This window comes from Streptomyces sp. IMTB 2501, assembly GCF_001953885.1.
Classification (GTDB): Bacteria; Actinomycetota; Actinomycetes; order Streptomycetales; family Streptomycetaceae; genus Streptomyces.
Genome location: NZ_MQUS01000030.1, coordinates 100572 through 125189, shown reverse-complemented (window position 1 = coordinate 125189; position 24618 = coordinate 100572). Strand labels below are relative to the sequence as shown.

The 24618-nt window shown below is 70.2% G+C and carries 21 protein-coding genes; 8 read left to right on the top strand and 13 right to left on the bottom strand.

Annotated features, from left to right (window positions below; all coding sequences use genetic code 11):
• The 3 genes from AV521_RS37025 to AV521_RS37015 form a co-directional block, all read left to right on the top strand.
• The coding region (locus tag AV521_RS37025; RefSeq protein WP_305965211.1) for a DNA-directed RNA polymerase subunit alpha C-terminal domain-containing protein at positions 1 to 330 on the top strand (330 nt) is incomplete at its 5' end.
• Between the two features lie 499 nt (positions 331 to 829).
• Positions 830 to 1810: a helix-turn-helix domain-containing protein gene (locus tag AV521_RS37020; RefSeq protein ID WP_179023673.1), complete on the top strand. Its 981-nt coding sequence runs from the start codon at positions 830 to 832 to the stop codon at positions 1808 to 1810.
• 1362 nt (positions 1811 to 3172) lie between these two features.
• The gene (locus AV521_RS37015) at positions 3173 to 4138 is read left to right on the top strand and encodes a LysR family transcriptional regulator (protein ID WP_076094949.1); all 966 of its coding nucleotides are present in this window, start codon (positions 3173 to 3175) and stop codon (positions 4136 to 4138) included.
• A gap of 25 nt (positions 4139 to 4163) precedes the next feature.
• Here AV521_RS37015 and AV521_RS37010 read toward each other — a convergent pair whose 3' ends face one another.
• The 9 genes from AV521_RS37010 to AV521_RS49705 form a co-directional block, all read right to left on the bottom strand.
• Positions 4164 to 5360: a M6 family metalloprotease domain-containing protein gene (locus tag AV521_RS37010; RefSeq protein WP_076094947.1), complete on the bottom strand. Its 1197-nt coding sequence runs from the start codon at positions 5358 to 5360 to the stop codon at positions 4164 to 4166.
• A gap of 36 nt (positions 5361 to 5396) precedes the next feature.
• Positions 5397 to 6677, bottom strand: a complete 1281-nt coding sequence (locus AV521_RS37005; protein WP_076094944.1) for an alpha/beta fold hydrolase — start codon at positions 6675 to 6677, stop codon at positions 5397 to 5399.
• A complete protein-coding gene (locus AV521_RS37000; RefSeq protein WP_256725838.1) occupies positions 6674 to 7684 on the bottom strand; it encodes an ABC transporter ATP-binding protein in 1011 nt (336 codons plus the stop codon). Before AV521_RS37000 ends, AV521_RS37005 begins: the two co-directional genes overlap by 4 nt.
• Complete coding sequence (locus tag AV521_RS36995) at positions 7681 to 8502, bottom strand: ABC transporter ATP-binding protein (RefSeq protein WP_076094942.1); 822 nt, start codon at positions 8500 to 8502, stop codon at positions 7681 to 7683. Before AV521_RS36995 ends, AV521_RS37000 begins: the two co-directional genes overlap by 4 nt.
• Entirely contained in the window at positions 8499 to 9491 is a 993-nt protein-coding gene (locus tag AV521_RS36990) for an ABC transporter permease (protein ID WP_076094940.1), read from the bottom strand. The genes AV521_RS36995 and AV521_RS36990 overlap by 4 nt, the downstream gene beginning before the upstream one ends.
• A complete protein-coding gene (locus AV521_RS51585) occupies positions 9488 to 10432 on the bottom strand; it encodes an ABC transporter permease (protein ID WP_371917095.1) in 945 nt (314 codons plus the stop codon). Before AV521_RS51585 ends, AV521_RS36990 begins: the two co-directional genes overlap by 4 nt.
• Entirely contained in the window at positions 10429 to 12111 is a 1683-nt protein-coding gene (locus AV521_RS51580; protein WP_256725837.1) for an ABC transporter substrate-binding protein, read from the bottom strand. The genes AV521_RS51585 and AV521_RS51580 overlap by 4 nt, the downstream gene beginning before the upstream one ends.
• 364 nt (positions 12112 to 12475) lie before the next feature.
• The gene (locus AV521_RS36975; protein WP_076094932.1) at positions 12476 to 13786 is read right to left on the bottom strand and encodes an alpha/beta hydrolase; all 1311 of its coding nucleotides are present in this window, start codon (positions 13784 to 13786) and stop codon (positions 12476 to 12478) included.
• A 3-nt stretch (positions 13787 to 13789) separates the two neighbouring features.
• Positions 13790 to 13954 (bottom strand): hypothetical protein, encoded by a 165-nt coding sequence (locus tag AV521_RS49705; protein ID WP_179023671.1) that lies wholly within the window; start codon positions 13952 to 13954, stop codon positions 13790 to 13792.
• A gap of 1111 nt (positions 13955 to 15065) precedes the next feature.
• On the opposite strand from AV521_RS49705, the gene AV521_RS36970 reads away from it, so the two are divergent.
• The 3 genes from AV521_RS36970 to AV521_RS49700 all read left to right on the top strand — a co-directional run bounded on the left by AV521_RS36970 (position 15066) and on the right by AV521_RS49700 (position 19790).
• Positions 15066 to 17639, top strand: a complete 2574-nt coding sequence (locus tag AV521_RS36970; protein ID WP_079249593.1) for a hypothetical protein — start codon at positions 15066 to 15068, stop codon at positions 17637 to 17639.
• Between the two features lie 360 nt (positions 17640 to 17999).
• On the top strand, positions 18000 to 19502 hold the full coding sequence (locus tag AV521_RS36965; RefSeq protein ID WP_076094928.1) for a glycosyltransferase family 39 protein: 1503 nt from the start codon (positions 18000 to 18002) through the stop codon (positions 19500 to 19502).
• 42 nt (positions 19503 to 19544) lie between these two features.
• Positions 19545 to 19790 (top strand): hypothetical protein, encoded by a 246-nt coding sequence (locus AV521_RS49700; RefSeq protein ID WP_179023669.1) that lies wholly within the window; start codon positions 19545 to 19547, stop codon positions 19788 to 19790.
• A 118-nt stretch (positions 19791 to 19908) separates the two neighbouring features.
• Here the strand turns inward: AV521_RS49700 and AV521_RS49695 are convergent, their stop codons facing one another.
• The 4 genes from AV521_RS49695 to AV521_RS36945 form a co-directional block, all read right to left on the bottom strand.
• A complete protein-coding gene (locus tag AV521_RS49695; protein WP_179023667.1) occupies positions 19909 to 20082 on the bottom strand; it encodes a hypothetical protein in 174 nt (57 codons plus the stop codon).
• A 26-nt stretch (positions 20083 to 20108) separates the two neighbouring features.
• Complete coding sequence (locus tag AV521_RS49690) at positions 20109 to 20357, bottom strand: hypothetical protein (RefSeq protein WP_076094925.1); 249 nt, start codon at positions 20355 to 20357, stop codon at positions 20109 to 20111.
• A 151-nt stretch (positions 20358 to 20508) separates the two neighbouring features.
• A complete protein-coding gene (locus tag AV521_RS36950) occupies positions 20509 to 21192 on the bottom strand; it encodes a response regulator transcription factor (protein WP_076094923.1) in 684 nt (227 codons plus the stop codon).
• Complete coding sequence (locus AV521_RS36945) at positions 21189 to 22373, bottom strand: sensor histidine kinase (protein ID WP_079249592.1); 1185 nt, start codon at positions 22371 to 22373, stop codon at positions 21189 to 21191. The genes AV521_RS36950 and AV521_RS36945 overlap by 4 nt, the downstream gene beginning before the upstream one ends.
• A gap of 653 nt (positions 22374 to 23026) precedes the next feature.
• On the opposite strand from AV521_RS36945, the gene AV521_RS36940 reads away from it, so the two are divergent.
• Both AV521_RS36940 and AV521_RS51575 read left to right on the top strand, forming a co-directional pair.
• Positions 23027 to 23572: a hypothetical protein gene (locus AV521_RS36940; RefSeq protein ID WP_076094921.1), complete on the top strand. Its 546-nt coding sequence runs from the start codon at positions 23027 to 23029 to the stop codon at positions 23570 to 23572.
• 355 nt (positions 23573 to 23927) lie between these two features.
• Positions 23928 to 24479, top strand: a complete 552-nt coding sequence (locus AV521_RS51575; protein ID WP_256725836.1) for a helix-turn-helix transcriptional regulator — start codon at positions 23928 to 23930, stop codon at positions 24477 to 24479.
• The last annotated feature ends 139 nt before the right edge of the window (positions 24480 to 24618 follow it).

The following is a 24618-nucleotide window of genomic DNA, read 5'->3' as shown; positions in this document are numbered from 1 at the left end:
GAGGGCATCGACATGGGCCCGTCCCCCACGGACGCCGCCCTGGCTGCCGACCTCGCGTTGCCGATCGAGGAGCTGGAGCTCACCGTTCGGTCGTACAACTGCCTCAAGCGTGAGGGGGTCCACTCGGTGGGTGAGCTCATGGCGCGCTCCGAGGCGGACCTGCTGGACATCCGCAACTTCGGTGCGAAGTCGATCGACGAGGTCAAGGCGAAGCTGGCCGGCATGGGCCTGGGCCTCAAGGACAGCCCGCCCGGGTTCGACCCGACCGCCGCAGCCTTCGACGCGGACGACAACGGGGGCACAGGTTTCATGGAGACCGAGCAGTACTGAACGCAGAGTCGGGTCGCGCCGGAATCAGGAAGGCACAGGAGCCGGCAATGAGCACCGGCCGACCGCGACCGGCTCCCCGAGGGCCCACCGGCACAGATGCGGACGCCCAAGCCCTCCGAGCCTGATCAAGATGGCGAAGGCAGCCGCCATCTCCACCTTGTCCTGCCTCTGCCCCTCGAGTGCGGCCGAGAACGGCGCCTGCCGCGCTGTCCCCCGCTGGTATCCCGGTGCACGAAACGGCCCCCTCGGAGATCACTCCGAGGGGGCCGTTCAACGCACACTTTGACCAGGTTCGCGTCCCCGGTGCGTACCGGTGTCACCGGTGACGTCCTCGGCCTTCTCGGTCGTCTCCCGTGCTTGCCTCGCGTGCGGTCCGGTGCGATGCCCATGAACCTGGCCAGGGGCTCCTTCATCCTTCGGATGTACGGAGCGCCACAGGTCGGGCAGCATGGCAGGGCAGAGGCGCATCCGGCACTCGGGGGCTGTAGAGGGGAAGCCTGTGATCGCGTCCATTGTTCGCACCTCGGACCTGCCGCCAGCTGACCGCTTCGCCTGGTGGCGCAAGGTCATAGACCAGGACCTCACGCCTACCAGGACCACCAGCGAGCACACCGGCGACTTCCGCGCCCAGGCAGTGTTCCTGGGCCTGGACCGCATTCAGGTGTCGGACCTGACCATTCCCACTCTCCAGTGCCGCCGCACGCCGACGCTGATCCGCCGCTGCGACCCAGAACGCTACCAACTCGCCCTGGTCAAGTCCGGCGTGGTGGGAATGACCCGGGGCCGCAGCGAGGCACGACTCCAGGCCGGCGACTTCATCCTCTACGACACCTCACACCCCTTCGACTTCCACGCCGTCGCGGAGAACCGGTCGGCGCAGCTCACCATCCTGCACCTGCCCAGGACGGCACTGCCCCTGCCCGCGAACCGAGTCGACCCCCTTCTGGGGCAGCGCCTGGGCGCCGCGGGCACGGGGGCGATCCTGGCCTCCTGCCTGGACAGCCTCGTCGTCGCCGCTCTCGCCGACAGCTTGAGCGTGCCGGACACCGCACGGCTGGGCCCGGTCGTACGCGACCTCGCCACGGCGTTCCTGGGCCACCACGCGGACCCCGAGGACCATCTGCCGCCCGAGCCGCGACAGCAGGCACTGATCAGCCACATCCAGGTATTCATCGAGCATCGGCTCGGCGACCCCGCTCTCTCCCCCGCAGTGATCGCCGAGGCCCACCACATCTCCGTGCGCTACCTGCACAAGCTCTTCGAACGGCAGGACGCCACTGTCGCCGCATGGATCAGACGCCGGCGGCTGGAACGCTGCCGCCACGACCTGGGCGACCCTGCTCTCGCCACCCGTTCCGTCCATGCGATCGCGGCACGCTGGGGCTTCACCCGCGCCGAGCACTTCAACCGAACGTTTCGCGCCGAGTACGGAGCAACTCCTGGCGAATACCGGCGCGCCATCTCCACAGGGCACCTGTAGAACGCCGACGCTCCGGTGCTCTGGCGTGCCCGGCTCCCCCGGGCCGGGTGTCGACCTGCGGCGGCGTCAACTGTCCGCCGTTCAACGTCCGGCCGAGGCCGGCGCCCGACACACTGCGATGACTCGCGGCGCACCAGGAAGAACCCCCTGCCGGGTGATCCGGAACATCCGAGGCGGCAAACCGCCCATGCACCGAAACGGCCCGCCGGACGACCAACGGGCCATCGCGGAAGCCAGGCTAGAGGCCGATGACCGCCTGGGCGGTCCTGTACGTTCCTGACGGGCAGCCGGAGTAAACACCCCTCCGGTCACCGAACCAATGCCAGTACGTGGCGCGGTACCACTGGCCGTTGGAACACTTCACCTCCGTGCTGTACTCCTCAGGCCCCGTTCCGTCACACCAGGCGTTCCATCCCGTTGACGTTGTGTAGTTCACGTAGCAGTGCCCATTCCATCCCATCGGTTTCATGGCACCGTCGTCGCCGCCTCGCGCCGAGGCCTGCGCGCCTACGCCTGCGGTTGGAGATGCGACAGCCGAACCGACCGCCATCGCACTCGCGAAAACCAGCGACGTCGCCACTATGCCGAACTTGAGTCCTCGCACACTTCCCCCTGCTGATTGAGCCTCGTTGGACGCTTCGCCGACAGGCGGTCCGGGAGGCGCTTCCTTGCTGCGCCTCTTGCCTGTCGACGTCCGGAGTCGCGGAAACGCGAACTCCCCCGTTCCGTACCTACATTTCAGAACCGGTCGCCCCGAGCATCTCGAGGGCTCCCAGCTCGCGTAGAAGTGTGTCTTCGCCCACTCACGGCTGTCATTGACTTGGAACGCAGGGCCGTTGACGACCCGTGCACAACGGCCGGCGGACGCCAGGAGGCTGGTGTGACGGCATTTCGAGGCGCTCGGGCTGGTCGTGGGCGGCGAGTCGGTACGGCACCTCGGCCGACAGCGTGCGGTCGAAGCCCACCCGCTCACGGCTTGCGCCGATTCAGCACCGGGCTCGCCGGGGGGGTGTTCCACCGCGGGCGAGGCTGGTGCGTGGCCGACCCGCTCGTCACGGTCGGCTGCGCAGTCCGCCCGCGCGGCTCTTGTGCCGCACCATGCGTGGCAGCGGTTCGGTGACGGGGACGCGACGGGCGAGACCGGGAAGTCCACACCCATGTGCCGGGCCAGTTCGCCGCCGCAGGCACCCGATCGCCGTCACCACGCGCCACAGCAGCAGCACGAGTGCTGCGCCTTTTTCGCCAAGAGCCGGAGTTCTGCACCTGCACCCATAACATCCGGGTCGCGTGTGACATTTCATATGTGACTGGGTGGCCCCGACCTCTGCCGGAAGGCCCTCGCCGCTCCTTACCATCCGCGCCATGGATCTAGAGGTACGGCACTTGCGAGTGATCTGCGCGATCGCGGAGGCCGGAAGCCTGACCCGTGCCGCCGCGTCGCTGCGTATGACTCAACCGGGGCTCAGCGCCCAACTGCGGCGCATCGAAGCCATGCTGGGCGGATCGATCTTCGATCGTGGACAGGCGGGCGCCGTGCCCACCGCCCTGGGCGAGTTGGTGCTGCCCCGGGCACGGGCGATCCTGCCGGGCATCGACGGCCTGCTCTCCGACACCGCCCGCGCCGCCCACTGCGGAACGGCTCCCGGCCGCGTCCGCCTCGGTTCGGTGGGCGCACCGCTGCTCGCCGATCTCATCGTGGCCACAAAGGAGCTGATCCCCGGCGCGGAGGTGACCGCGCGATGCCAGTACTCCCCCTCGCCGCTGCTGGACGACCTCGCGGCCGGCCGCCTGGAGGCGGCGGTCCTCGGCGACAACCCCGGCCATGAACTCCCCCCGCGTGAGGGAGTCGTTCTTCGCCCGGTCGTCACCGAGCCCGTCTTCGCCCTGCTTCCGTCCACCCACCCGATGGCCGGCCGTGAAGAGGTGAGCCTGGAGGAACTCGTCAGGGACGACTGGGCCATGCCTCACCCGGACAGTGACCGTACCCGGGAGTACTGGTCGTCGGTCTTCTCCCGGACGGGCCGTCAGCCGCACACCCCCTACGAGGCGGAGGGCCGACAACTGATCGACATCGTACGGGCGGGTCTGGCCGTCAGCCTCTGCCAGGCGACCTACACAGAGGTGGACGGAGTCGCGGTGCGCCCTCTGGCCGGCAATCCGCTCTGGTACCGCCATGTACTCGGCTGGCGCCGCGACGGACCGCCGGCCGCACACGGCGACAAGATCGTCCGCAGGGTGGTCGCCGGGTATCTCGCCACGTGTGCCACCGCACCGGCCTACGCGCGCTGGCGCAGACGCCACCCCGAGTCGCTGCGCCTGCCGGAGTGAAGCACCGCGACGCGGCGATCAGCTCTCACCGCTTGGTCATCGAGATCTCGTCATCGAGCGGGGTGCTGCCGTCGACGTCGATCCGGATTCCTGTGGCCGGATCTGTGAAGGTCTGGCCGGGGTGGAAAGCCGCCATGTCCAGGGCCCGGCAGCCCGTGGGCGGAGTGGCGCCGGGGTTGCCGTTCACGATCTGGATCGGGCCGTAGCCGGTGGCGGTGGAGGTGTCCACCTTGTAGATGAGCACGCCGGTGGAACAGGCGTGGCTGTCAGCGCCGTCGGCCCTGCGGGACTCGGCGATGTAGGCGGTGGTCTCGCCGGCACGGATCACCGCGATCTTCGTTCCGCCGGGACTCTCGACCGCCTTCAGATGGACCGTGCGGCTTCCGGCCGAGGGAAGGCAGGCGACCTGGCGGTCATCGATCCAGCCGAACTTCCATCGTTCCCAGCCGAGGTGCTGTGGAGCGGCCCCTGCGATGTCGCCCATGAGATCCCAGCCGCCGACGTAGCGGTGGTAGTCGGTGCCGGTGAACGCGTAGAGATCGGGCAGGCCGAAGGTGTGGCTGGTTTCGTGGTCGGCGACCTTGAAGCCCCAGTGCCACATGTCCTGCCCGAACGTCACGGCCCACTTGACGCGCTTGCCGTCGGCGGTGACGCCCGCGGTGCCGGGGTCGTACAGGTACGTGGGCGAGAAGCTGATCGCTGCGGCGGACTTCGCCGGGACGATGTAGACCATGTCGTACCGGGAGAAGTCGGCGTACGGGTCCGCGGCGGCCACCGCCTGCCGGACGTACTCCTCGTGCTGCTCGAACGTGATCCCGCGCTGGAAGCCGTAGCTGGTGGAGTCGTGCGGCATCCGTATCCAACGGTCCAGCGGGGTGATGTCGAGCGCGGTCCGTCCGTAGGAGTCGCGTTTCATCCAGTCGGCGGCCGGGGCGAGTTGCCGGTAGTAGTCGGACGTGGGACCGGAGGCCTGGGCGTCGGGGAAGTCGACGAACAGCATGAGCACGTGCTTGGTGCCGAGGGGCCGCTGAAACTGGGTGTAGTCGGTGGTGTGGCCCTCGTCGGTCCAGCCGGTCCGGCCGGCAAGGGCGCAGCCGGCGGCCGGAGCGGTGCTCTGCGACGGCGCCGCGGTCGCGGCCGGAGCAGCGGCGCCGAGCGAAAGGAACGCAGTCGCGGCGGCACTCGCGACAAAGGCCCTGAGCCTCTGGGGGGACCTGGACATGTCTCCTCGTCTCTTCTTCGGGTTGGTGCGGGGGCGTCAGGCCCGTCCGGCGGCCATGTCCATCAGGCGGGACAGCACGCCCGTACCGGACGCGGTCACCCCGTCGTGCTCCCACTCGTTGGTGACCCAGGCACGCAGCGCACCGACCGAGCGCGCGGTCGGCAGCGACAGCTCTGTGGGGACGTACATGTCGTCGTGGTAGATCGCGGCGGCCACCGGGACCTGGTTGGCCGCCAGCCGCGACGGGGAGTACAGCGCGGGCCAGTCAGTTCGTTCGGCCAGCAGGTGGGTGGCGTCCCGGAACGGCCGCAGCCCGGCGATCTCCTCGTACATCCAGGGATAGAACATCTCGCCGGTGAACAACAGCGGGTCGGCGTCCTGCGTGAACTCCGGGCGGTCGGCGATGGCGCGGGCCGCGGCCCAGTCGGTGGGCTTGCCGCCCTGGGCGAAGCAGGCTTCCTGGAGCACGGCGAAGAGCGGGTTGTCGACGAGCCCGGTCAGGTGCATCACCTGCTGTAGGAAGGTCGCCGAGAGTTCGCCGTCGGCGCCGAGGGCTTCGTCCAGCAGCCAGTGCAGGCGCGCGGCTCCGTCGCCCATGCCCAGCATCAGGCCGAGGGTGCGCAGCCGCCGGACGGTGAGCCGGTCGCCGTCGGGCAGCCGCACCGTTCGGCGGTCGAGCAGGCCGGCGATCCGCCGCACCAGATCGCGGTTGCCCGGGTAGCGGGCGTAGAACGCGGTCACCTTGTCCCTGACCCGGGGATACGTGGCCGCGTAGACGTCGTCGGCGGTGGTGTCCAGGCCGGGCAGGCCGCCGGTGATGTAGCAGGCACGCAGTCCCTCGGGGGCCTGGGAGAGGTAGGTGAGAGTGAGGAAACCGCCGTAGCTCTGGCCGAGTGTCTCCCATGGCTCGTCGCCGACGAGCTCGCGCCGGATCAGCTCCGCGTCGGCGACGATCGAGTCCGCACGGAAGAGGGCGAGATGGCCGGCCAGCTCCCGGGCGTCGGAGAACCGTCCGGCCGACCGGGCCGTGACCGGGGTGCTGCGACCGGTGCCGCGTTGGTCCAGCAGCAGCACCCGGTGTGTCTTGAGGGCACGGGTGAGCCAGCCAGTGGTGGCGTTCAGCGGCCGCGGCGACTTGCCTCCGGGGCCGCCTTGCAGGAACAGCAGCCAGGGCAGCCGCCGGCCGGCGCGAGCCGGGTCGGACAGTTCACGGGCGAACACCTGGATCGTGGGGCCCGCGGGGTCGGCGTGGTCGAGCGGCACGGTGAACTCGTGGTCGGTGACGGCGAGTCCGGGCAGGCGATAGGTGCGGCTCATGAGGTCCTTTCCTCGGTGAACGGCCCGGAAGACGGCTGGGACAGCGGCTCGGGATAGTGGCAGGCGACCTCATGGCCCGAGGCGATCGCGCGCAGCGCGGGCCGTTCGGCGGCGCAGGGGTCGGCCGCCTTGGGGCAGCGGGTGCGGAACGGGCAGCCGCTGGGCGGATCGAGCGGACTGGGCAGGTCGCCGCTCAGCACGATCCGCTCGCGAGCCCGTTCGGCGTCCGGGTCGGGCAGCGGTACGGCGGAGAGGAGGGCGTGGGTGTACGGATGCGCCGCGCTGCCGTAGAGGGTGTCCCGGTCCGCCGTTTCCACGACCGTGCCCAGGTACATCACCGTGACGCGCGTGCTGATCTGGCGGACCGCGCCGAGATCGTGCGCGATGAACACGTAGGCGAGCCCGTACTCCTGCTGCAGGTCCTTGAGCAGGTTGAGGATCTGCGCCTGTACCGACACGTCGAGCGCCGAGACGGGCTCGTCGCACACCACCAGTCTCGGGCGCAGCGCCAGTGCCCGGGCGACGCCGATGCGCTGCGCCTGGCCGCCGGAGAACTCGTGGGGATAGCGGGCGGCGTGCTCCGGTCGCAGGCCCACCCGCTCCAGCAGTCGCTCCACCGGCTCTTCGGGGGTTAGCCCTTGGTAGCGGTAGGGGGCCGTCAGGATCTGCCGGACGGTCTGGCGCGGGTTGAGCGAGGAGAACGGATCCTGGAAGATCATCTGCAGGTCGCGTCGTACCGGGCGCATCAACTGCTCGTCCAGCGTGGTCAGTTCCCGTCCGGCCACGGAGACGGTGCCCGAGGTGGGTTCGATGAGCCGGGTCAGCAGCCGGGCGACCGTGGACTTGCCGCAGCCGGACTCGCCGACCAGGCCCAGCGTCTCCCCCGCGTCCACCCGCAGTGACACACCGTCGACCGCCCTGACGTGTCCGGCGAGCCGCCGGGTCAGGCCGTGTCGTACGGGGAAGCGCTTGACCAGGTCGCGCGCTTGGAGCAGGGGCGCGCTCACGCGGTCACCTCCGGTGTCGACAGGGTGGGCAGCCGATCGGGCAGCGGCCCGTCGACGCGGGGTACGCAGGCGAGCAGGCCCTTGGTGTAGGCGTCGCGCGGCCGGTAGAACACCTCGCGGACCCTGCCCCGCTCGACCGCGCGGCCGCCGTACATCACGACGACCTCGTCGGCCAGTCCCGCGATCACGCCCATGTCGTGCGTGATGAGCATGATGGCGGTGCCGGACCGCTCCCGTAGCTCCCGCAGCAGTTCCAGGATCTGGGCCTGTACGGTTACGTCGAGCGCGGTGGTCGGTTCGTCGGCGATGAGCAGGTCGGGTTCCAGGCACAGGGCCATCGCGATCATCACGCGCTGGCGCATGCCGCCGGAGAACTCGTGCGGGTACGCGCGGGCGCGGCGTTCGGGTTCGGGGATACCGACCCGGTCCAGCATCCGCACCGCGACCCGGCGCCCCTCGCGGCGCCCGGCGCGGCGGTGTGCACGGTAGGCCTCGGCGATCTGGAAGCCCACCGGGTAGTAGGGGTTGAGGCAGGACAGCGGGTCCTGGAAGATCATCGCGATTCGGTCTCCGCGCAGCCGGCGCAGCGCCCGCCGGTCCAGGCCGGTCAACCGGTGCCCGTCGAAACGGACTTCACCCGTGATCCGGGCATCGGGCAGGAGGCCCATGATGGCCAGACTCGTCACGGACTTGCCGCTGCCCGACTCCCCGACGACGCCGAGCACCGCCCCGGGGGCCAGGTCCAGATCGAGTCCGTCGACGGCGCGCACGCCGCCCACGAAGTCCACGGTCAGATCACGTACGCTCAGCAGGGTCATCCCATGGTCCTCACTCTCGGGTCCAGGAGCGCGTAGACCAGGTCCACCGCGACGTTGGCGAGCACGACGAATCCCGCGGCGAAGAGCGTCACGCCGAGGATCACCGGCTGGTCGGCGCTGTTGATCGCGTCGGCCGCGAGCTTGCCCACACCGGGCAGGCCGAAGACCGACTCGGTGATGAGGGCGCCGCCGAGCAGCGCGCCGAGGTCCATGCCGAAGATCGTCACGATGGGCATCAGCGCCGGCCGCAGCGCATGGCGGCGCAGCACCGTCGGCTCGGGCAGGCCCTTGGCGCGGGCGGTGCGGACGTAGTTCTGGCCGAGGCTGTCGAGCATCTCGCCGCGGGTGATCCGGGCGTAGATGCCGGCGTAGAGCATCGCCAGCGTGATCCACGGCATGACCATGGACTCCGCCCAGCCGGCCGGGTCCGCGGTGAGCGGGATCGCCTGCGGATAGGGCAGCAGACCGAGCTTGACGACGAGGAGGTACTGCAGCACCAGGGCGGTGAAGTAGACCGGCAGCGAGACGCCGCCGAGCGCGGCCGTCATCGCCGCCCGGTCCCACAGGGTGCCCCGGCGCAGCGCGGAGATCACCCCGGCCGTGACACCTACGAGCAGCCACAGCACGGCCGCGCCCAGGGCGATGGAGATGCTGACCGGCAGCCGGTCCGTGAGCATCCGCCACACCGGCTGATCGGTCTGGAAGCTGAATCCCAGGCACGGAGCGGGGCAGTGCACGGCATGCGCACCCGTGCCGTAGCCGCGCCCGGCCACGATGCCGACGAGATAGTCACGGAACTGCACGACCACCGAGTGGTTCAGGCCGAGCGTGGCGCGGATCTCGGCGATCCGCTCCGGGCTGCACGCCTTGCCGCAAGCGCCCTGGGCCGGGTCGGCGGGCATCAGATAGAAGATCGCGAAGGTGGCCGCGCAGATCACCAGCAGGATCGCCGCCGTCGCGGCCAGTCTGCGCAGGACGTAGAGAATCATCGTCGGCGGCTCCGGGGATCGAGCGCGTCCCGTACCGCGTCGCCCAGCACGTTGAAGGCGAGCACGGTGACGAACAGGAAGGCGCCGGGGACGAGAAAGTAGACGGGGTCGGCGGCGTACCAGGGCACCGCGGAGGCGATCATCTGCCCCCATGAGGGGGTCGGCGGGCGCACCCCGATGCCGAGGAAGGACAGGCCCGCCTCGGTGGCGACGTAGCCGGGGATCGACATGGTCGCCACCACGAGGACCGGGCCGCTCAGGTTGGGCAGCACCTCCCGCACCAGCAGGGCGCGCCGGGAGGCACCCAGCACTCGGGCCGCCGCCACGAACTCCCCACGGGCCAGCACCATCGCCTGGCCGCGCACGATCCGCCCGACGTACGGCCAGCCGAAGAAGCCGAGCACGACGACGAGCAGCAGTTGCCGGTTCACCCCCGGCGCCGCGGAGATCAGCGCGATCATGAAGATCAGCGCGGGAAAGGACATCAGCAGATCCATCAGTCTGCCGACGACGGTGTCGGTCCAGCCGCCGAAGAACCCGGCGGCCAGGCCGAGCGCCGTGCCGAGCGCCACCGAGAGAGCAGTGGCGAGCAGGGCGATCAGCAGCGAGACCCGGGCACCGTAGACGACCCGGGCGAGGATGTCCCGGCCGCTGCCGGGCTCGACGCCGAGCCAGTGCTCGGCGCTGATCCCGCCTCCGGTGCCGCGCGGCAGCCCGCCGAGCACCGGGTCGACCGCTTCGGAGTGGAACTCGGTCGGTGACGTACCGGCGGCCCAGGCGATCACCGGGGCAGCGAGGGCGATCAGCACCAGGACGACGACCACCGTCAGCGCGACCGTCGCGGAGCGCTGTGCCAGCAGTCGGCGCAGCAGGGACGTCTCGTGCGGTACGACGCCGTGCGGAGCGTCCGACGGTACGGCGGCGGGGAGCGCGGCGGTCACTTGCGCAGCCCCAGGGAGACCAGATCCAGGCGTCCGACGTAGGCGATGTGCCCGTAGGCGCCGGTGACGTGAGACCCGGTCAGGACGGCGGCCTTGTCCCACAGGAACGGCACGACCGGGGCGTCCCGCATGATCTGCTTGGCCAAATCGCCGTAGGCGGTCGCGGCGGCAGCCGGGTCCTTCATCCCGGTGATCGCGTCGATGCGTGCGTTGACCTGGGCGGAGTCGTACCGGGCATGGTTGTTGTTGCCCTCGGGGGTGATCAGCCGGCCGTCGAACACGAGCGGCAGGTAGGTGGAAGCGCCGGGCCAGTCGGGTGTCCAGCCGTCGATCACGAGGTCGTGCTCCTGCGCGATGTTGCCCACCGTGCTGTAGAACGCCGACGAGCTGATCGCGTTGATGTTCACCTTGATGCCGGCTCTGGCCAGGGACGCCTGCACGGATTCGCCCTGCGACTGGCCGCCCGCGGTGGCCGGCGTGTCGAGCGTGAGGGTCAGGCCCGAGGCATGGCCCGCCTGGGCGAGGAGCGCCTTGGCCTTGGCCGGATCGCCCTTGCCGCCCGGGCTCGGGAAGGGGTCGTCGGGGACGGAGCCGGGCAGCGACGGCGGCAGCAGGGTGGTGGCCAGTTGGCCGGCGATCGGGCCGCCTCGCGCGGTGCGCAGGGCGTCCTTGTCGAGCGCGTAGGCGATCGCCTGCCGCACCCGGATGTCGTCGAGCGGCTTGTGCCGGGTATTGATGCTCAGGTACCGCGTGTTGATCGACGCGCCGGTGACCAGTCGTTTGCGCACCGCGGGGTTGGCCATCACCGGCCCGACCGAGGCCGGCCCGATCGGCTCGAAGGCGACCGCGTCCGCGTCCTGTCCCTGAGCGGCCATGAGCCGCTGGTCGACCACGGCCGGGTCGAGATCGAGATCGATCACGATCGTGTCCGGCAGGCCCTTGCGCACCGTGTCGGTGGCCGGACTCCAGTGAGTGTTGCGGACCAGGGTGAGGCGCTTTTTCGGTTCGAAGGCCCCGATCTTGTACGGACCGGAGGAGAAGGGCCTGCTGTCGTAGCGGACACCGGTGTCCTTGTCCTGCGGAACCGGGGCGAAGGTCGGCAGCGACACCGCGGAACCGAAGTCGGCCACCGGGCGGTCGAGTGTGAAGACGATCGTCCTGTCGTCGGGCGTCTCGATCGAGGCCAGCCCATGCTTGTCCTTGTAGGGGCCTTTGTAACTCCGGCCTCCCGCAAGCCACATCCGTGCGTACGGCGGCCCTTCCGGGAGTTCCGCGGCGAAGGTCCGCTCGACCCCGTACTTGATGTCCCGGCTGGTGATGGGCCGGCCGTCCTCGAACTTCACCCCTGCTTTGAGCGTGAAGGTCCAGGTCCTGGCGCCGTCGCTCGGGCGGCCGGTGTCCGTCGCCAGGTCCGGCACGATCCTTCCTCCGGCCGGTCCGGGTGCCGCCGCGTATGTGGTCAGCGTCCGGTAGATGAGGCGGCCCACGTCCTCGGAGGAGGTGACGTAGTTGCGGGCCGGGTCGAGGTGCTCCAGGTCCAGGCTGGAGAGCACGTGGAGTGTGCCCCCCTTGCTCGCGGCCCCGCCCTGCCCGTCGCCGCCGTCGGCTCCCCCGCAACCGGCGACGGTGACGAGTACGAAGGCGGCAGCCATGACCATCCCGGAACGTCGTGCTCTCACGATGGCTCCCTATGCGATGTGACATTTCACTGTGCCAGGGGTCAAGGTTGTAGGCGGTCGGCCGCCGCAGCCAGCTCTCAGTTCCCCAGAACACCGGGTTATGGACGCTGGTCTTGGCGCTGTGCAGCCGAACTCGCCGTGCAGCCGAACTCGCCATGCAGCCGAACGCCGTGCCGGATCAAGGGTGCAGGGGGTCGTGTCCCATCGAGCGACGTGGAAGGTTCGGAGGGGCGGCGGCGGTCGAAGGCCTGCCACTCGTCGTGGAGTTGGGCCAGAACGGCGGCGGCGAACCGGTCGAGGGAGACCGGGTTGGGGGGACCTGAACGACGTCGGCCCTTCCCAGCCGGCACTGGCGGTTCCGCCCTCAACGCCGACCTCGGCTTGGGCGGTTGGCGATCTTCTCCGGAGGATTCCCATCGACGAGGCAGGCGTCGACGGCACGATCCGTGCACGCGGACGGGGTCTGCGAGGCATACGCCCCGTGGCCCTGGCCCTTGCGTACCAGCAGTGAGCTGTTCGCCAACTGCCGGTTCACGGCTTGGGCGTTCTCCAGCGGGGTCTGTGGATCACCGGTGGTGTAGGACACCAGCAGCACCGGCGGCGCGCCTGCTGCCTCGATGGGCTCGACCTTCCCGGTCGGGGCGATCGGCCAGGTCGCGCAGTCCAGCATCTGCCAGGCGAAGGCGCGTCCGAACAACGGCGACTTCCTGGCGAACTCGTCCGCCACGTGAAGCATGTCCTGCGGGGACTTCGGCGCGCCGCGGGAGTCCAGGCACAGCACGGCCGGGTTGCCGATGTCTTCGGTCCGCTCCGCCTTCTCCTGCTGCGGTGTGGGCTTCTCGTCGCCGCCGCCTTCCTCGCCGGCCCCTGCGGCGCCTTCTTCCTCCATGTGGTCGAAAGCGCCGGCGTCGCCGTTCATGGCGGCCAACAGGTCGTCGGTCAGCTGGCCCCAGTGCTCCCGATTGGTCACGGTACGCAAGTAGCCGGACACGGTGGCACCGGTCAATCGCCGGTCCCCGGGGCCCTCCAGCGGCGCGCGCTCCAGATCCGCGACGAGGTCGGTGATCCGTTGGACAATCTCCCGGCCCGTGGCTCCCAGACGTAGGTCACCGCGTGCGACGAGATCGTCGGCGCAGCGACGCAGCGCCTCCTCGGTGGTTCTGACGTCGAGCAGGACGACCTGCCGCATGTCGCGGGCCGGGTTGACGACACCGTCGAGCACCATGCGACCGGCCCTGTCGGGGAACAGCTTCCTGTACTGCTGGCCGAAGAAGGTGCCGTACGAGATGCCCGTGTAGTCGAGTTTGTCGTCCCCCAGGACACTGCGCAGGACGTCCAGGTCGCGTGCGACGCTCGCGCTGTCCATGTGTGCGAGGACCTTGCCACTGCCCCTCTGGCAAGACCTGGCGAACTCACGCGCCCCGGCGAAGGCCTTCTTGGCATCCGCCACCGTCCGTGGCGGCTCCTCGGGCTGTGCCGGCTCCTTGCCGGAGCAAGAGATCGGCGCGGAGGCGCCCAGACCGCGCGGGTCGAGGCCGACCAGGTCGTAGCGGGTACGAGCCTTCTCACCGGCCGTCCAGCTGCCGTCGGCCACATCCACGACGCCCGGAGCGCCGGGACCACCGGCGTTGTAGAGCAGCGATCCGAGCCTGCGACCGCGGTCCCGTGCCTTCACGCGCTACACGCGGAGCTTGATGGTCTCCTTGTCGGGGGCCGCGTAGTCGACGGGCACCTCGACCCAGCCGCACTCCGCACCGGCGACCGGTTCGGCAGTGACGTCCTCGCAGCCCGACCAGTGGATCTTCTGCTGCGGGAAGCGCGCGGGAAGCGCAGCCAGGGACACACCCTTCCTCTCGCGCTCGCGTCGCAAGGCTCCGTCGGAACACGCGGTCACCACCGGAGTGACAGCGGCGAGGGCACCCGCCGTGAGGGGCAGGGATGACCTGCGCGATATCCGCATCTCCGTTCTCGCTCTCTCGTCACCCCCGAGACATGCGCGATCGCCACCACCATGCGATCCGTCACCGGCCGATCGTGGTTGGGCATCCGGGGCACACCACTGTCACCCGCGGATTCGGCAGCCGGATCCCACAGAAGTCACACAGACACGGCGATCACGTGATTACCCGTCGGCCCTCACCGCTCAGTTACGTAACACCCCCAGTTCAGCGGGCACACGGAAAGATCCATCCACGTGTAGATGGTGTCCCCCATGACCGTCGAGATCCAGAGGTCCGCAGGGCCGTCCGCTCCGCTTCCGTGGCCGAACCCCTCGACCCCGAACCAGTGACCGCTGCGAGCGGTGTCGTCTGCAACCACTGGCCGGTTGCCGGGTCTGCTGGTTGACGTACGCGGTCAAGGGCAGGGTTCTCGAACCACTCACGCGGCCGCAGGGGCGCGTGACCGCTCGAACGGTCTCGGCAACACGGTCATGGGCCGTGGTTCCGTCCGGGCGACGCGGCGGGAGCTGGTCGTCCGGACGGGGAACCCGGCCTGGCGGGCGGTGCACTTCCGATACGCGGTTTGCGCAAGGAGGAGTATGGGCCGCTTGTGTGCCGCCGGAGGAGATATCAGAAGTCCATAACTCGGCGTTATGGGCAATGCGTCGACAACTCCGGCGGATTACGGCCGACGATATGTGACCGGCATCTGACGGCTTGTTCGACTGCCCTCACACGGCCACACGGACCCCGTGTTCCCGCACGTCACCACGGTAGCCGCGCATCGGGAGCGCGGATTACGGACCTTCTTCATCGCGCTGCCAGGGGCCGCGCGGGGCATCCGAGCGCCAGGGCAGCCTGATGGGGACGCCTCGTCCTCCTGGTAAACCCAGCCGCGCGAAACCGAATTGAGGCTATGCGAGCCGCGGGCTCACCCTCTACGCTCACCCGCGTCCTGTGGTGGCGGGAGCACCGCGCGACACGAAACGCGCTCTGATGCCCAGGAGGCATGTGATGCTCCCACGCTCCAGCCTGCTCGTGACCGCCATGGTGGCCACGGCGGTTCTCACCGGCGGCACACCCGGTGTCGCGGTCCCCGGATCCCACCATCCGTCCGCCGACCGCCAACTCGCCGCGCTCGCCAGGTCCGTGCACCTGAGCAACACCGGCGGCATGAAGCCTGCCGACGACGGCGGCGATCCCGACGACCCGGTCGCCGGAACCCTCCAGTTCGCCGCGGCACGTACGGCCCCGTCCGCCACGGTCTCCGGCGCCGCCCTCGCCGCGGGAGCGGCCGCCGGTGACCGGCTCCCGGTGCGTGGCGGCACCTGGTCCGAGCTGACCAGCGGTTCGACCAGCAGCGAGACCCCCGGTTACGCCGACCCGAGCTTCTCCGACTACGGCTCCGGCTGGGGCCTGGTGACCGGCAGGGCGACCGCGCTCGCCACGGACGGCCCGTGGGTGTACGCCGGGTTCGCCGACGGCGGCGTCTGGCGGTCCAAAGACACGGGCAAGACCTGGACACCCGAGTTCCAGCACGCTGCCACGGAGTCGATCGGCTCGCTGTGGGTGAATCCCGCCGACCACTCGCTGTGGGTCGGCACCGGCGAGGCCAACACCAGCGCCGACGACTACACCGGCCAGGGCGTCTACCGCTCCGCCGACCACGGCAGGACGTTCCAGCGGGTCGGCGGCTCCGAACTCCTCAACGCCCAAGTCGCCACGCTGACGACGAACGGATCGTACGTGTTCGCGGCGACGAGTCACGGCCTGTGGCGGCGCCCGCTCGCCGGCCGGCTGGACAAGCCGTGGCAACTCGTCCTCAGACCCGACCCCAACCCGGGCAAAGACCCGACGCGGACCTCGATCATCTCCAGCGTCACCGTCCGCCCAGGGGGTCATGGCACCACGGTGCTGGCCGCACTGGGCTTCCGCAACGGCACCCCTTACGACGGTCTCTACCTGTCCACGAAGGGCGGCGCACCGGGTACCTTCGAGCGCATACAGCCGACCGGGCTCGACAACTCCGACATCGGTCGCACCAGCCTCGCCTACGCCCCCGACAGCAGCGCCCTGTACGCGGTGATCCAGTCACCGGCCTACGCCGCCGGCAAGCGCCCCTCGCCGATGCAGTCGACCTCGCTCAAAGGCGTGTACAAGTCGGCGACCGGTGACCCGAACGGGCCGTGGACGCTCGTCGCGGACGCCGGGACGCTGGGCAGGTCCGGATCCGCCCAGTCGTTCCCGTCCACCTACGAGCCGGGCGTGGGATCCTGGTACAACCAGTACGTCAAGGTCGACCCACGCGACCCCCAACACGTCTACGTCGGCCTGGAGGAGATCTACGAAACCCGCGACGGCGGCGCGAGTTGGACGACGATCGCACCTTTCTGGAACTACACACTGCCCTGCCACGGCACCACCACAGGCTGCCCGCCCACCGTGCACACCGACCAGCACGCCATCGCGATCAACGACGACGGCCGGCTGTACGCGGGCAGCGACGGCGGTGTGTGGTCCCGGCCGACGTCCGATCACGCCACGGCAGGCTGGCAGGACCTCAACTCCACGCTGCACACGCTCCAGTACTTCTACGTCGGCGCAGGTCACGACCCCGAGGGCGGAACGGCACTGTGGGGAGGTCTGCAGGACAACGGCGCAACACTGGTGCGAGGCAACTCCCACAACGTGATCCAGCCGTTCGCCGGTGACGGCGGCGACGTCATCGTCGACCCGGACAACGCCGACCACGCGGCCGTCGAATACACCTACGGCGACATCGCGGTGACCACCGTCGGTGGCCGCTCCGACGGCGCGGCCGCGGCATTCCGGGAGATCAGCCCCGGCTGCCAGATCAGTGCGCCGATCGCCGGCTGTGATCCGAAGATGCAGTTCATCGCCCCGTTCACCGCCGACAGGGCGAACGGCAACCGCTGGGTGATCTCGGGCCGGTACGTATGGGAGTCCCAGAAGGGCTTCGACACGGTCTGTGCGAAGACCGCCGGGACATGCGACTGGAAACCGGTCCACGACCTCGGCGACACCGCCTCGACCACCGCGGTCGAAGCCGACAACGGCGTCGACTACGTCGGCTGGTGCGGCCCGTGCGTGCCGTCGGACGAGGACGGAGGCGGCTTCAAGAGCGGCATCGCCACCAACTACGGAGGCACTTGGCACACCATCGTCGCGCCGAACCTGCCGAACCGCTACATCACCCGGCTCGTCGGCGACCCGGCCAACCCTGCCCATGTGTATGCCGTTTACGGCGCTTACTCACGCAAGTGGATCCCGGGTGGCGGCGTCGGGCACGTCTTCGAGTCACTGAATGGCGGGGCGACCTGGAGGGACATCAGCGGCAACCTGCCCGACGTCCCGGCGGACGCGATGGTGATCGCGAAGGGCCAACTGATCCTCGCCACCGACCACCTCGTCTACGTCGCCGACGTCAGGAACCCGACCCGCTGGGCCCGGCTCGGCCGCGGCCTGCCCAGCTCGGTCACAACCGACATCACCCTCCTCCCCTCGGGTGACACCGTGGTCGCCGGCACACACGGGCGTGGTATGTGGAGGCTCAGGCTGAGCGATTGACTGATCCCCCCAGGCTTCCACTCGACTCCAGCAGTCGCCCGGCCGAGCGGCCGGTCAGCTCCTACCACAGGTACGAGCCTGCCAGCGCCTCTTGCAGGGCCTTGACGAACCGTACCGCCTCGGGCGGTACAGCCGCCGGGGCCCGGGGCAGAGTGTTGGCTCTGGCGGTGAGCAGAGCATGGACGACGTCCCCGGCGCCACGCCGATCCAGCGCAAGGGTCGGCGTGCGAGTCCATGTGCAGAGGTGGGTGCAAGCGGACATACAGAGCCGTCCGTAGGAGCCGAAGGCTCACCGGCAGAGAGCTACTCGTCGTCTTCTGGGACCTTCTCCGGCCCCGACTGGACTGTCACAATGCCGACATGCACACTCGGGGGGATGCGCCGCCGTGCCTGCGGCCGTTCGCGGCCGGGCCGGTCGGGGGGATCGCGGCTGCGGCCGCAGCGCTGCTGATCGCGCTGTCGGGCCGCTACGGTTTCCACCGCGACGAGCTGTACTTCCTGCTCGCCGGCCGGCACCCGGCCTGGGGCTACCCGGACCAGCCACCCCTCACCCCGCTGCTGGCCAGGCTCGGCACGGAGGTCTTCGGCTTCACCCCGACCGACGTGCGGATCCTGCCCGCGCTGCTCACCGCGGTCACGATCACGCTCACCGCGCTGATCGCCCGAGAGCTGGGCGCCGGACACGGCGGGCAGGTACTCGCGGCAGCAGCGGCGGCCTGTTCGGGCTATACGCTCGGGATCGGCCACCTGCTCTCCACCGCGACCTTCGACCTGACGGTCTGGCTGGCGATCATTGTGCTGACACTCCGGCTGCTGCGCACGGGCGAATTCCGCTGGTGGCCTTTACTGGGAGCGTTGGTCGGGATCGCGCTGCTGAACAAGCTGCTGGTGCTGGGGCTGTTGCCGGCCCTGGCATCGGGCGCGCTGACGGCCGGACCGCGCGGCTTGTTCGTACCGCGTCCACGCGCGCTGCTGAGCCCGCTGACCGCCGTCCTCGCCGCGCTGCCCTTAGCGATCCCGACCCTGTGGTGGCAGGCCGTGCGCGGCTGGCCCGAGCTGACGGTAGCGCACACCATCAGCGCCGACGTCGGAATCGGCGGGCGCCTGCTCACCCTGCCGATGCAGCTGCTCCAGTTCTCCCCGGTGCTGGCACCCCTGTGGCTGACCGGGCTGAGCCGGCTGCTGCGCCGACCGGAACTGCGCTGGGCCCGACCGGTCGCGGTGGCCTGGGTGGTGCTGTGCCTGCTGGTGCTGGCCGGCGGCGGCAAGGGGTACTACCCGATCCCGCTGCTGTACGCGATCAGCGCCGCCGGCTGCGAACCCTACGCCCACTGGATCCGCGAGCGCCGCGCCAAGCTGGCGGGCGGACTGGTCGCGGCCCTGCTCACCAGCGCCCTTGCCGCCCTGCCGGTGCTGCCCGCATCGGCGCTGACCGTGCCGATGGCCGTTGACCCCGACCTCGGCGAAGAGGTCGGCTGGCCACAGCTCGCACGCGCCACCGCCACCGGCTGGGAGGCGATCCCCGCCGGCCGGCGGCCCACCACCGTGTTGCTGACCGCGAACTACGGCGAGGCCGGGGCCCTCGCACGGTACGGGCCCGCCCTCGGCCTGCCCGCACCGTACTCCGGCCACATGGGCCTGCACGCCTGGGGCCCGCCGCCGGCCACCGCCACCGGTCCGGTGCTGCTCGTCCACCCAGCGAACCACCCCGAGTTGGAGCAGCACTTCACCGCCTGCCACACGGTCGCACGCGTCGACAACGGGCACGGCATCGCGAACCAGGAGCAGCACGCGGCCGTGGTGCTCTGCGCAGGGCCGGACCGGCCATGGCCCATGCTCTGGCCGCTGCTGCGCCGATACTGAACAGCCACGTTCCTCGACCCACCGGTCATGGATGCGATGTCGTTGTGCAGGCTGACTGAGTGCACGAATGCGTCCAGGGCGGTACGGAACTCCCTGCTCAAGGAACTGCGGGCGGCGGACGCCAAGGAGCTCACGGCACTGCGATCCGATGTCGAGGCCCCGGTTCGCGCCCTGCACAAGGCTCAGACGGAGAACCGGCAACTGCGTCAGCAACTCGCCGCCCCGGATCCCAAGGTGCGCTCGCTGCCCACCCAGCCCCGGCCGCGAGCTTCCCGGGGACGTTCCTGAGCCGATGGCACCGGCAGCTGCGCACGTCGAGTCGTACGCGCTTCGAGACCGACGGGTTCGAGGATGGCGGTGTCGAGCGCCGTACCGGTGCAGGCCTTGCCCGCCGCGGGAGCGAACATCACGGCGATGGCGACGGCGGTCCAGGCGATCCCCAGCGGCGCGTGCCCAGGGTGGTAGCCAAGACCAGGGTCGACTGCACCAGCGAGTAGAGGGCCAGGCCGGCGAAGGCGATGCCGATCACGCGCAGGGCTCGCAGCCGACGCTCCTCGCCGGTGCCTGACAGCTCCCGCAACACGACGGTCGAGGCGCCGATTTCGATCAGGTGTCCAGGCCGAACCCGGCCAGCGCAACCGACCGTGTGTTGATGACGGCGTCGGCCCGGGTGACGATGCCGACCACGTTGCAGCCGAGCGTCGCCCATTCCAGGGCGACGCCCCGGCGGAGCAAGGCGGTGCGTGAGGTGTCGCCGGCGCTGGTCACCAGCGGAGTCTTCCGTGAGGGACTCGCAGAAGGGTCGGTGCGGGCGAGCTGGCCGAGCAGGAAGATGTCGAAGCCGACCCAGGCCATGCGGTAGTGGCCGGAGAGCTGTCGCTGCGGCAGAGTGTGGGAGAAGTAGATGGTCCAGGGCCGGAGGATGGTGCTGAGCGTCAGGTAGAGGGGCCGACCCAGCGGGGCAGCCGGGACCGTACTGCTGGCGGTGGTGTCGTCGCAGGGGTGGTCACGTGGTGGTTCCGGGGTCGGCGTAGCCGTGGGTGTAGGCGTAGCGGATGGCCTGGGCGCGGTCGCGGCTGCCGGTCTTGGTGAAGATGCGGTTGATGTGGGTCTTGACGGTGGCTTCGCTGACGACGAGTTGGCGGGCGATCTCGCGGTTGGAGCGGCCTTCGGCGATCAGGCGCAGCACTTCGGCCTCGCGGGCCGTGAGGTCGTCCGCGGCGGAGTCGTCGGTGGCGGCCGCCACCGGTTTGCCGGTGGCGGCGGCGAGCAGGGTGCGCTGGGCCGCGGGGTCGAGGAGGGAGTGGCCCGCGGCGGCGGCCTTGACGGCGCGTTCGATGTCCGCGCGGGTCGCGGATTTGGTGAGGTAGCCGAGGGCGCCGGCTCGCATGGCGTTGAGGATGGAGGTGTCGTCCTCGTAGGTGGTCAGGACCACGACCCGGGTGTCGGGGCGGTCGGCGAGGATGTGGGCGGTGGCGTCGATGCCGTCGCGGCGCGGCATGTTCAGGTCCATCAGCACCACGTCCGGTTCGAGGTCATGGGCGAGTTCGGTGGCGGTGGTGCCGTCGTCGGCCTGGCCGACCACCTCGATGCCGGGGATGGTGCCGAGGAGCAGCGCGAGCCCTTCTCGGACGGCGGCCTGGTCGTCGGCGATGAGAACTCGGATCGGGGGCGTCGTCGTACCGGTCACGCGGGAATTGTGACGCACACCCGCCAGGTGTTGTCCACGGGGCCGGCCTCGAAGGCGCCGCCGGCCAGGAGGGCGCGTTCGCGCAGCCCGGTCAGTCCGTAGCCGCCTCCGCTGGTGCCGAGGGGCCGGGGAGTGCCTGCGTCGGGCAGGGGGTTGGCCGCAGTGAGCGTGGTGCGCTCGGCGGTGTAGGTGAGGGTGAGTGTGACGGGCTGGCCAGGGGCGTGCTTGGCCGCGTTGGTGACCGCTTCCTGGACGGTACGCAGCACGGCGAGGGTGGCGTCCGGCTCCAGGCGTCGGACTCCACCCTCGACGTGCAGGGTCACGGCCGGGCCGGTTGCGTTCGGCTCGGTGCCGGTGGTCAGGCCGGTCAGGAGTTCGGGAAGCAGGGCGCTGTCCTCGCGCAGGGCGTGCACGGCGCGGCGGGTCTCGGTCAGGCCGGAGCGGGCCAGGTCGCCGGCCCGGTCGACGCAGCGGAGCGCTTGCCCGAGGGCCGAGTCCTCCCGGGTGGCGGGGTGGTCGTGCAGCAGGGCGTGCGCGGCTTCCAGTTGCAGGGACAGCGCGCCGAGGGAGTGGGCGAGGATGTCGTGGATCTCGCGGGCGATGCGGGTGCGCTCGTGCAGGACCGCGGCGTCGGCCTCGGCCTGCTGGGCACGGCGGGTCTGCTCCAGCAGTTCCTCGGCCTGGTCGGCACGCTGGACATAGCCAAGGCGGATGAACCCGGTGCCCAGCCCCGCTCCGATCAACACCAGGTAGCCGAGGAAAGTGGCAGTCTGGCCGCCGACGACGATCGTAGTGACGCCCAGCGCGAGGGCGGCCGCCACGGCGATGGCGATCGAGGTCTCGGGCGCCAGGGCCGCTGCAGCGACCATCGCTGCCACCGGTGCCGCGACGATGCCGACCGCGTGCGGGTCGAGGCCACCCAGTGCGCCGCCAGCCAGCGCTGTCGCGGCGAGCGCGATGGTGAGCAGCCGCAGCCGGTGTTCCGCGATCAGCCACAGCAGCCATCCCACCGTGGTGACCACAAGCGCGCAGGAGATCGCCAGGCCGCGGCCGTGCCAGCCGGCCGGCGGGCGGGCGTGCGCGGTGCTGGACAGCAGAGCTGCCAGTCCGGCGAACCGCATGACGCGGATGCCCCACCGGTAGGCGGGCCGGTCCCGGAGTGCCGGGGCGGCAGCAGGCATGGAGGCTCCCGGATGTGGCAGCGGGCACCGGCCGGCCCGCTCAGCCGTGCTGGCGAGCGCTGACCGGTCGCCTTACGGGGACCCTACCGCGCTCGGCCGGAGGACCAGCCCGACCACCGGGCGCTCGGCAGGCGCGGTGGGTGTCAACCCGGTCTCCACCCGCGCTCAACTGCTGGTCTGACGCACCGGCCCCGCTCACAGACCCAGCATGGAAACCACTCCACACCCCCAACACCGCCCACCGTAAGCGAGTTCAGCGATGCTGATCCGTCTCCTCATCCGCCTCGTCAAGGCGCTCAAGCGCTCCGACTGAGCCGGCCCCACGCAACCGCGCCCACCCATCCCCGGGCGCCCCCATCGGAAAGGAGATTCCCATGCTGATCGGTCTCGTGGTCCGTCTCGTCAAGCGCCTCACCTCCCGAGGTTGAGCGGCAACCCGCCAACCACCACCCCGAGCGCCCCTGGGATCAGAGCCCAGGGGCGCTCGCACGTGCACCCGCGGTCCGGCCCGGAGGGCATCCGCCCAGTTCAGCGGTGTCAACCCGACCTCTACCCGGCCCCCACCCGCAGGCCGACGAACCGGACTCGCCCTCGCTCGTAGCTTCGAAGACGTCAGCCCGACCCCGGCACCACTCCTCCGCAAAGGACCCGACATGAACGCCAGCGTCTGGATCGTCAACCTCGCCGTCCTGGCCACGGTGCTCCACGCCGACCTCGGCTACAAGAAGATCGGCTGGCTCCGCCTCGCCCGCCCGATCCTGCTCGCCATCGCAGTCGTACCGATCTTCGCCAAGAACATCGCCACCCACGGCAACGGACTCACCCTGGAGATCATCGGCGCCACCGCCGGCCTGCTGCTCGGTCTGCTCGCTGCCGCACTACTCAAGGTCCGCCACGACCAGGATCACAACGCCGCCTACTCCACCGGCCGCGCCCCCTATGCCGCCCTGTGGGGCCTCGTCATCGGGGCCCGCCTGCTGTTTGCCTACGCCTCCGTGCACGTCTTCCCCGCCCAGCTCGGCCACTGGATGCTCACCAACCGCATCACCGGCGACGCCCTCACCGACACGTTGATCTTCATGGCCATGGGCATGCTCGTCTCCCGCACCGCCGCCCTCCTCGCCAAGGGCACCCGTGCCACCCACGCCCACCTCACCCGCACCGCCACCGCACCCGCGCAGCTGCACAACGCGGCCTGAAATGCCAGAGATCACCACCCGTGGCGCGAGCCCCGCCCCCTTTGAGGCGGGACCCGCGCCGCCCTCAGGCGGGTCACGCGCAGCGCGATCCGCTCGTCAGCGTGTTCCTTCAACGCTCGCAGAAATAGGGCCTTCGAGACCATCACACGGGTGGTGACCTCGGACAGTCACGCCAGCATCAGCCGCGGGCGGAGAATTCCTCCGGAAGCAGTCGGCAATGCTGGTTACCTCGGTTCGCCATACGTGGCGAGATCCCGTGCGGCGTCGCTCGTCGCCTCGCCTCGACGCGCAGTCCACCTAGCACCGGCATCTCTGGATCAGGTGCGGCCGCGGTCTGCTCGACGCCACCGTCCGGATGCGGATCAGGATCGTGTGCAAGGCCCGCGGGTGGTCCCGCGACAACCTCGCCGAACGCGCCCGCATCAGCCCGTCCCAGCTCAGCCGCATCGAGACCAGCCACGAAAGGCGCTGCAAGTTGATCAGCACTGCGCCTGCCGCGCCGTCTTCATCATCCGCACCCCACTCGCTACTGACGCTGAGCGTGGTGAGGGAGCCGGCACGGCAAGCGGGAAACGCGAACCGACTGGTCAGCAGTGGTTCGTGCGTGCGGGAGCGATGCGGGAGCGGACAGTCCGGCACGAGGCACCAGCAGCGAGATTGGGCACACGGCCACGGCGCGCTGACGGTGGAACAGCTCCACTCTGCAGCGTCCGGCACCACCCGGCAAGGATTCGATCCCACTGCCCGGGCGAATCCGTATGGACCAAGTACGCCTACACCGTCGGCGACGACGAGTGGAGCAACTGGTTCCAGAAAGCCGTCCGCCTGCCGACCGAACAGCTCGAAGTCCAGGCCGTCTTCCCGGCCGACCTCGACCCCGTCGTATGGGACGCCGAGACCTCCATGACCGCCGAAGCCTCCCTGGTGCGAATTACGCCATTGACCGCTGGTGCCGGGGGTCAAGCCTGGTGGATGGCCGGTCAGACACACGCGGTGGGTGACCGTCGATGTCCTCGCGTACTGGCTGCGGGCCGGCTGTGCCTGGG